Genomic DNA, 7677 nt, shown 5'->3' on the forward strand with positions numbered 1-7677 from the left:
GGGCGAGGCCCACCGCCACGACGGTGAACGCGACAGGGACGGCCGGCACGGCGGTCCGGGCGAGCCCGATCTCCGCGACCGCGACCAGGGCGACGACGGCTGCCACGCTCAGCGTGCCCAGCGGGGCACCCGCCCCGAGCCGCCACCACGCGGCGAGCAGGGCCAGTGCGACGAGGACGCCGCCGATCGCCAGGGCGGGGGCACCGGGGACGAGGAGGACGAGCAGCACCGCGGCCAGCACGGCGGCCGCGGCGCCCGCGGCCAGGGCGAGGACCTCCCGCCGTCGAGCGGCCCAGGCCCGGGGCAGCAGCGCGGCGGCGAGGTCGTGGACCCCGAGCGCGATGAGCGTCAGCGCGGTCATCCGGCGTCCCCCTCGTCTCCGGCCCCCTCGCCCGCGGCGCCCGCGTGGCCGGGCCTCCCGGCGGCGGCCTCGGCCAGCGCGGCGTCCAGTTCGAGCAGGCGGTCGATCCCGGAGCGCGTCACGGCCTGCGAGACCGCGGACTGGGTGATCCGCTCCGCGCGGGCCGCCTGCGTCTGCGTGGCCCCGCCCAGCAGCGCGGCGGCGAGGCGGCGCTCCCGGGCCTTGAGCCGGCCGAGCACGTGGTCGCGCAGCAGGAGCATCCCGTCCACGGCGGCCGTCAGGGACGGGTCGGCCGCGACGAACGCCGTCGCCGCCCCGTCCGCGCGGGCGTGCGCCCGCTCGACCGCCGCGCGCGCCCGGTACCAGGCGGTGCCGTCCTCGATCCCGTCCCCCGCGCCGTCGTCCAGCGACCGGCGCTCCCCCACGCCGATGCCGAAGCGCAGCTCGAGGCCGGGCGGCAGCGCGAGGGACACGCGGACCACGGCGCGCACGGCCTGCGGCCACACGCCGTGCAGGGCCTGGAACTCGTCCCCCACGGTGGCCCAGGCCGCCCGCAGCGGCGGGACGTCCTTCTCGGCCACGGCGAAGGCGGCGAGGATCTGCTCCTGCGCCGCCTCCCGGTCCGCGAGGCGGCGGGAGCCCACGATGTCCGCGATGACGGCGGCGGCCTGGGGTGCACGGGTCATGACGTCACAATATCACTGATAGGAGATACTTCATCAGCGTTTTCATAACGCCAGCGGGCCCGCAGGACCCAGACCAGGAGCGCGGCGCTGAGAAGGCCGGCCGCCACGGTGAGCCCCGTGAAGCCCCACCGGGCCAGCACCAGCCCGGACAGGCCCGCCGTCACGGCCGCCGCCGCGCCCATGCCGGAGTCCGTGACCCCCTGCACCAGCACGCGCCGCGGCCCCGTGGCCACCTCGGACACCCACGCCGAGCCGGCCACGGTGACCGCGCCCCAGCCGAGGCCGAGGAGCACCAGGGCCGCCGTGACCGCGCCCGTGCTGGCGGCCCCGACCGCGCCGACGAGCGTGGCCGCCAGCAGCCCGGCGAAGCCCGCCGCGGTGGCCGCCAGCCGGCCCCAGCGGTCCGCGGCCCAGCCCCAGACGGGCGAGAGCGCGTACATGCCGGCGATGTGCAGGGAGATCACCACGCCGATGATCACCAGCGTGTCCGAGCCGCCCGCCCCGGCCCCGTGCGTGCGGCTGAGGTGGACAGGCGTCATGGCCATCACGCCGACCATCACGGCGTGGCCCACCACCACGGCGGCCACGCCCACCCGGATCCGCGGGTCGCCCACGACGGCACCCACCCCGGCTCGCAGCCGCGGGGGCTGCGGCGACGCGACGCCGCCGAGCCCCGCCTCCCGGCGCAGCGCCAGCGGGTCGGGGCGCAGGCCCGCCTGCAGGATCGCGACCGCCGCCAGCATGCCGGCCACGGAGAACAGGAAGACGCCCGCGGTGTCCGCCAGCCCCACCGCCCGGGCCAGGACCGCACCCGGGCCGATGAGGTTCGGCCCCGCCACGGCGCCGATGGTGATGGACCAGACCACGAGGCCGAGGTCCCGGCCGCGGCGCGCCGGCGTCGCCAGGTCGGTGGCCGCGAACCGGGCCTGCAGGTTGCCGGCCGCGCCCAGGCCCACCCCGAACGAGCCGGCCAGCAGCAGGCCGAAGCCGCCGATCCCGGGGGCGGCGAGCATGCACGCGGCGCCGAGGGCCGCCACGAGGTATGCGACCGTCAGGGACGTGCGGCGGCCCCGGGCCAGTGCGAGCCGGGCCAGGGGCAGCGCCGCGAGGGCGCCCGCGGCGGAGATCATCATGGTGGTGGTGCCGCCCAGGGCGGCGTTGCCCGTGAGCTCCACGGCCAGCACGGAGCCGACGGCGAGCGCCGAGCCGTTGCCGAGCCCCGAGAACACCTGGCTCGCCGCGAGGGTGCGGACCACTCGGCGCTGGCGGGCGGCCAGGGCGGCGCCCTCGTCCGCGACCTTCGCGGCGTCCGGCGCCGCCGTCACTGCTCCCGCCGCATCTGCCGGAGCTCCTTCTTGAGCTCGCCGACCTCGTCGCGCAGGCGCGCGGCGAGCTCGAACTGCAGGTCCGCCGCGGCCTGATGCATCTGCTGCGACATCTGCTCGATGAGGTCGGCCAGGTCCTTGGCCGGGAGGGAGGCCGCGTCCACGGCCGGGCCTCCGCCGGCGCGCTCCTGCCCCTCCTCGCGGTCCAGGGAGCTGAGGCCGCGGTGGCCCATGCCGTAGTCGAACCCGGACTTCACCCCGCCCATGCCCTTGAGGAAGTCCGCCGTGTCCGCGTCCTCCCGGGCGAGCTGGTCCGTGATGTCCGCGATCCGCTTGCGCAGCGGCTGCGGATCGATGCCGTGCTCCTCGTTGTAGGCCATCTGCACGGCTCGGCGGCGCTCGGTCTCGTCGATCGCCTGGCGCATCGAGTCCGTGACGTTGTCCGCGTACATGTGGACCTCGCCGGAGACGTTGCGGGCCGCGCGGCCGATGGTCTGGATGAGGGACGTGGTGGAGCGCAGGAAGCCCTCCTTGTCCGCGTCGAGGATCGCCACGAGGGAGACCTCGGGCAGGTCGAGGCCCTCGCGCAGCAGGTTGATGCCCACGAGCACGTCGAAGGTGCCCTTGCGCAGCTCGCGCAGCAGCTCCACGCGGCGCAGGGTGTCCACGTCCGAGTGCAGGTACTCGACCTTCACGCCGGCGTCGAGCAGGTAGTCCGTGAGGTCCTCGGCCATGCGCTTGGTGAGCGTGGTGACGAGGATGCGCTCGTCCTTCGCGGTGCGGGCGCGGATCTGCTCGAGGAGGTCGTCGATCTGGCCCTCGGTGGGCTTGACCACCACCTTCGGGTCCACCAGGCCGGTGGGGCGGATGATCTGCTCCACGACGCCGTCCGCCTGCCCGAGCTCGTAGGCGCCGGGGGTTGCGGACAGGTAGACGGTCTGGCCGATCCGCTCGAGGAACTCGTCCCACTTCAGGGGCCGGTTGTCCATGGCCGAGGGCAGGCGGAAGCCGTGCTCCACGAGCGTGCGCTTGCGGGACATGTCCCCCTCGTACATGGCCCCGATCTGCGGGATGGTCACGTGGGACTCGTCCACCACGAGCAGGAAGTCGTCCGGGAAGTAGTCCAGGAGGCAGTGCGGGGCGGAGCCGGCGGGGCGGCCGTCGATGTGCCGCGAGTAGTTCTCGATGCCGTTGCAGTAGCCCATCTGCTGCATCATCTCGAGGTCGTAGGTGGTGCGCATGCGCAGCCGCTGGGCCTCGAGGAGCCGGTCCTGGGACTCCAGCTCCTGCAGGCGCTCGCGCAGCTCGTCCTCGATGGCCGTGACGGCCCGGCCCATGCGCTCGTCGCCGGCCACGTAGTGCGAGGCCGGGAAGATGTACATCTCCGTCTCCTCGCGCACCACCTGGCCGGTGAGCGGGTGCAGGGTCTGGATGGACTCGATCTCGTCCCCGAAGAACTCGATGCGCACCGCTAGCTCCTCGTACATGGGGATGATCTCCACGGTGTCCCCGCGCACGCGGAAGGTGCCGCGATGGAAGTCGACGTCGTTGCGCACGTACTGCATCTGCACGAACCGGCGCAGCAGCACGTCCCGGTCCATCTCCTCGCCCCGGCGCAGGGTGACCATCTGCTCGATGTACTCCTCGGGGGTGCCGAGGCCGTAGATGCAGGAGACGGTGGCCACCACGATCACGTCCCGCCGGGTCAGCAGGGCGTTCGTGGCGGAGTGGCGCAGCCGCTCGACCTCCTCGTTCACCGAGGAGTCCTTCTCGATGAAGGTGTCCGTCTGCGGGACGTACGCCTCCGGCTGGTAGTAGTCGTAGTAGGAGACGAAGTACTCGACCGCATTGTTGGGCAGCAGCTCGCGGAACTCGTTGGCCAGCTGCGCCGCGAGCGTCTTGTTCTGCACCATCACCAGCGTGGGCCGCTGGAGGCGCTCGACGAGCCACGCCGTCGTCGCCGACTTGCCCGTGCCGGTGGCGCCCATCAGGACGACGTCCTTCTCCCCCGCCTCCACGCGCTCGGCGAGTTCGGCGATGGCCTTCGGCTGGTCACCGGAGGGCTGGTACGGGGAGATGACCTCGAACGGGGCGACGACGCGGTTGATCTTCTGGGCCAGGCTCATGGCAGAACCCTACGTCGCGCCCCGGACACCCCGGCGGTCAGTCCGCCGAGGGCTCAGCCGCGTCGGGGGCGAGGAACCGGTCCCACACCTGGTTCGCCACGGACGCGAGCCGCTCGAGGTCGGCGTCGTTGACGATCACCACGTCCGCGGCGGCCCGCCGCTGCTCGTCCGTGGCCTGCGCGTCGATGCGCGCCTGGGCATCCTCGGGGGTCATTCCGCGGTCCTCGACCATGCGGCGCAGTCGGTCCTCCAGGGGCGCCTCCACCACGATGACCAGGTCGAACGCGTCCTGCTGGCCCGTCTCCACCAGCAGCGGCACGTCCTGGACCACGACGGCGTCCGGGCCCGCCGCCGCGACGATGCGGCGGGCGGCGGCCCGGATCCGGGGGTGCACGATGCGGTTCAGGCGCTGGCGCGCCTGCGGGTCCGAGAACACGATGCGCGCCAGGGCCACGCGGTCGAGCTCCCCGTCCGAGGTGAGCACCCGGTCGCCGAACTCGTCCTGCACCGCGGCCAGCCCGTCCGTGCCCTTCTCGAGCACGAGCCGGGCCAGGGCGTCGGAGTCCACGAGCAGCGCGCCGCGCTCCTGGAGCACGCGGGCCACGGCGGACTTGCCGGCGGCGATCCCGCCGGTCAGGCCGACGTGGACGCGCGGGCGGTCGGCGACGGGGACGGACTCGGTCATGGGCTCACTCCTCGGGCGGCCTCGATCTGAGGCTGGATCTTGGCCTCCCAGTATGCCCGCACGGCCTCGTGCAGGTCCTCGAGGGTGCCGTCGTTCTCGATCACCGTGTCGGCGATCTCGGCGCGCTCGGCGTCCAGGGCCTCCTCGTCGATGAAGGCCCACGCCTGCTCCCGGGGCAGGTCGTGGGAGTTCATGAGCCGGGCCACGCGCTGCTCGGCCGGGGCCGAGACGGCGAGCACCTGGTCGAAGTCGCCGGCGGAGCCGGTCTCGGCCAGCAGCGCCAGGTCCACCACGAGCACGGAGTCCTCGCCGATCGCCCGGGCGCGGCGGTTCGCCTCGTCGCGCACGGCCGGGGAGACGATCTCGTACATGCGCGCTCGCGCCGTCGTGCTCTCCGCCGTGAGGCGGTTGAGGGTGCGGGCGTCGAGGGTGCCGTCCGCGCGGACCACGTCGTCCCCGAACACCTCGCGCAGCTCCTCCAGCACCGGGCTGCCGGGCACGAGGATCTCGCCCATGAGGTCGTCGAACTCGACGACGACGGCGCCGAGGCGCTCGAGCTCCGCGCCCACCACGGTGCGGCCCGCGGCGATGCCGCCGGTGAGGCCCACGGTGACGAGGGCCTTCGCGGCCACGGTGCGCTGCTGGTGCCACGTGTTGGGCGTGTGGGTGTCGTGCTCCGGCTCGGTGCCCACCTCGAACTCGGGGCGTATGACGTAGTCGGACACGTCCACGCCGTCCTCGCGGGCGCGGCGGTGGTACTCCTCCGCCGGCAGCACGGGCTTCCACTGGCGGGTGCGCAGGGGGCGGGCGGTGCCCGCGTCCTCGCGCAGCGCCTGCAGCAGCAGGCCGGCCTGGGTGACGGTGATCAGCAGGATGGGCAGGCCGATCACGATGATGACCTCCTGCAGCGCGGCCAGGCCGTTCTCGCCGGCGGTGAGGATGATCGCCGCGCAGACGGCGCCGATGGACACCGCCCAGATCACGGACTGCCGGCGCGGGGCCGGGTCCTCGTGGCCGTTGGCCATGGCGTCCATGACGAGGGCGCCGGAGTCGATGGAGGTGATGAAGAACAGGGTGATGACCACGAGCGCGAGGACGGCGGCCACGGTGTAGAGCGGCATCCCCTGCAGGTGCTGGAACAGCGCCGCCTGCACGTTGCCCTCGGTCACGATGGTCTCGGTGAGGTTGCCGCCCGTGCCCGGCGCGGCGGCCGTGGCGCGGTCCGACTGGAAGGCGGAGTAGCCGTAGATGCCCATCCAGATGATGACGAAGGCCGTGGGCAGGCCCAGGCCGGCGGCGATGAACGAGCGGATGGTGCGGCCGCGGGATATCTTCGCGAAGAACATGCCCACGAACGGCGCCCACGTCACGGTCCAGGCCCAGTAGAACACCGTCCAGTCTCCGGACCACTGGCCCGAGTTGTAGGTGTCGTTGAAGGTGGAGAGCATCGGCAGCATGGTCAGGTACTCGCCGACGGCCTGCACGGTGCCGCGGATGACGTCCATGCTGGAGACGGCCCACATCAGCACGTACACGAGCAGCGCGATGGCCATCAGGATGTTCGCGTAGGACAGGCGCTTGACGCCCTTGTCCATGCCCGCCAGCACCGAAACGGTGCCCACGGCCGTGATGACGGCCAGGATCAGCGCCTGCACCCAGCCCGCGACGGGGGTGCCGAAGACGTAGTTCATGCCGGCGTTGATCTGCAGCGCGCCCAGGCCCACGGAGACGCCGAGGCCGAACACGGTGGAGACCACGGAGACGATGTCGATGGCCTTGCCGATCGGGCCGTGGATGCGGTCGCCCAGCAGGGGCTGGAAGGCGGAGGACACGCGCGGGGGCAGCTTGCGCTTGTACGTGAAGTAGCCGAAGCACAGGCCCGGCACGAGCAGGATCGCCCACATGTGGATGCCGAAGTGGAAGTTGGCGATCGCCATGGCCTGGGAGGCCGCCTGGTCGGAGAACGGCTCCGTGCCGGCCAGCGGCGGGTTGGCGTAGTGGTTCATCGGCTCGGCGATGCCCCAGAACATCAGGACCGCGCCGACGCCGGCGGCGAACATCATGCCGAACCAGGCCAGGCCCGAGTACTCCGGCACCGCGTCGTCGTCGCCCAGCTTGACCCGGCCGTACCGCGTCACCGCGAGCAGGAGCAGGAAGGCCACGAGGACGGTGAGGCTGAGCGTGTAGATCCAGCCGGCGTCGTAGCGCAGCCAGCTGGAGACGACGCCGAATCCGGCCTGCACCGGGCCCGGGAACAGGCCCATGGCGAGGGTGAAGACCACCACGACGGCGGCGGAGCCGAAGAAGATCGCCGGTGTGGTGCGCAGCCCGAGGGCGTCGTGCAGGCGGGTGAGCGGGGATGTCATGAGTCTCCCGGGACGGGGTCGCCGACGCTCCGCGGCGGCCGGTCCAAAGGGCGCGCCGAGGGGCGGGTGCCGTCAGGCACGCGGTCACGACGGTACGGGGACCCCGCCCCGGGGCGCCACCCGCGGCC

Annotated in this window: 5 protein-coding genes and 1 pseudogene; all 6 read right to left on the bottom strand. The window is 73.2% G+C overall.

Annotated features, from left to right (window positions below; genetic code table 11):
• Nucleotides 1–361 (bottom strand): annotated as a pseudogene (locus tag NWP10_RS09430) (hypothetical protein); the annotation flags it as partial.
• Nucleotides 358–1047 carry a SatD family protein gene (locus tag NWP10_RS09435; RefSeq protein WP_258300718.1) on the bottom strand — a complete coding sequence of 230 codons (690 nt, stop codon included), beginning with the start codon at nt 1045–1047 and terminating at the stop codon, nt 358–360. The pseudogene NWP10_RS09430 and the gene NWP10_RS09435, both read right to left, overlap by 4 nt.
• On the bottom strand, nt 1044–2372 hold the full coding sequence (locus NWP10_RS09440; RefSeq protein WP_258300719.1) for an MFS transporter: 1329 nt from the start codon (nt 2370–2372) through the stop codon (nt 1044–1046). The genes NWP10_RS09435 and NWP10_RS09440 overlap by 4 nt, the downstream gene beginning before the upstream one ends.
• Nucleotides 2369–4498, bottom strand: a complete 2130-nt coding sequence (gene uvrB / locus NWP10_RS09445; protein ID WP_258300720.1) for an excinuclease ABC subunit UvrB — start codon at nt 4496–4498, stop codon at nt 2369–2371. The genes NWP10_RS09440 and uvrB overlap by 4 nt, the downstream gene beginning before the upstream one ends.
• Nucleotides 4499–4535: 37 nt before the next feature.
• Nucleotides 4536–5183 carry a dephospho-CoA kinase gene (gene coaE / locus NWP10_RS09450; protein WP_258300721.1) on the bottom strand — a complete coding sequence of 216 codons (648 nt, stop codon included), beginning with the start codon at nt 5181–5183 and terminating at the stop codon, nt 4536–4538.
• The gene (gene coaE, locus NWP10_RS09455; protein ID WP_258300722.1) at nt 5180–7549 is read right to left on the bottom strand and encodes a dephospho-CoA kinase; all 2370 of its coding nucleotides are present in this window, start codon (nt 7547–7549) and stop codon (nt 5180–5182) included. The genes coaE (NWP10_RS09450) and coaE (NWP10_RS09455) overlap by 4 nt, the downstream gene beginning before the upstream one ends.
• Between the last annotated feature and the right edge of the window lie 128 nt (nt 7550–7677).

Source organism: Micrococcus sp. HG099, assembly GCF_024723355.1.
GTDB lineage: Bacteria > Actinomycetota > Actinomycetes > Actinomycetales > Micrococcaceae > Micrococcus > Micrococcus endophyticus.

Coding starts and splice junctions, on each gene's coding strand:
- uvrB (WP_258300720.1), bottom strand. CDS start 4,498: ATGAGCCTGGCCCAGAAGATCAACCGCGTCGTCGCCCCGTTCGAGGTC.
- coaE (WP_258300721.1), bottom strand. CDS start 5,183: ATGACCGAGTCCGTCCCCGTCGCCGACCGCCCGCGCGTCCACGTCGGC.
- NWP10_RS09435 (WP_258300718.1), bottom strand. CDS start 1,047: ATGACCCGTGCACCCCAGGCCGCCGCCGTCATCGCGGACATCGTGGGC.
- coaE (WP_258300722.1), bottom strand. CDS start 7,549: ATGACATCCCCGCTCACCCGCCTGCACGACGCCCTCGGGCTGCGCACC.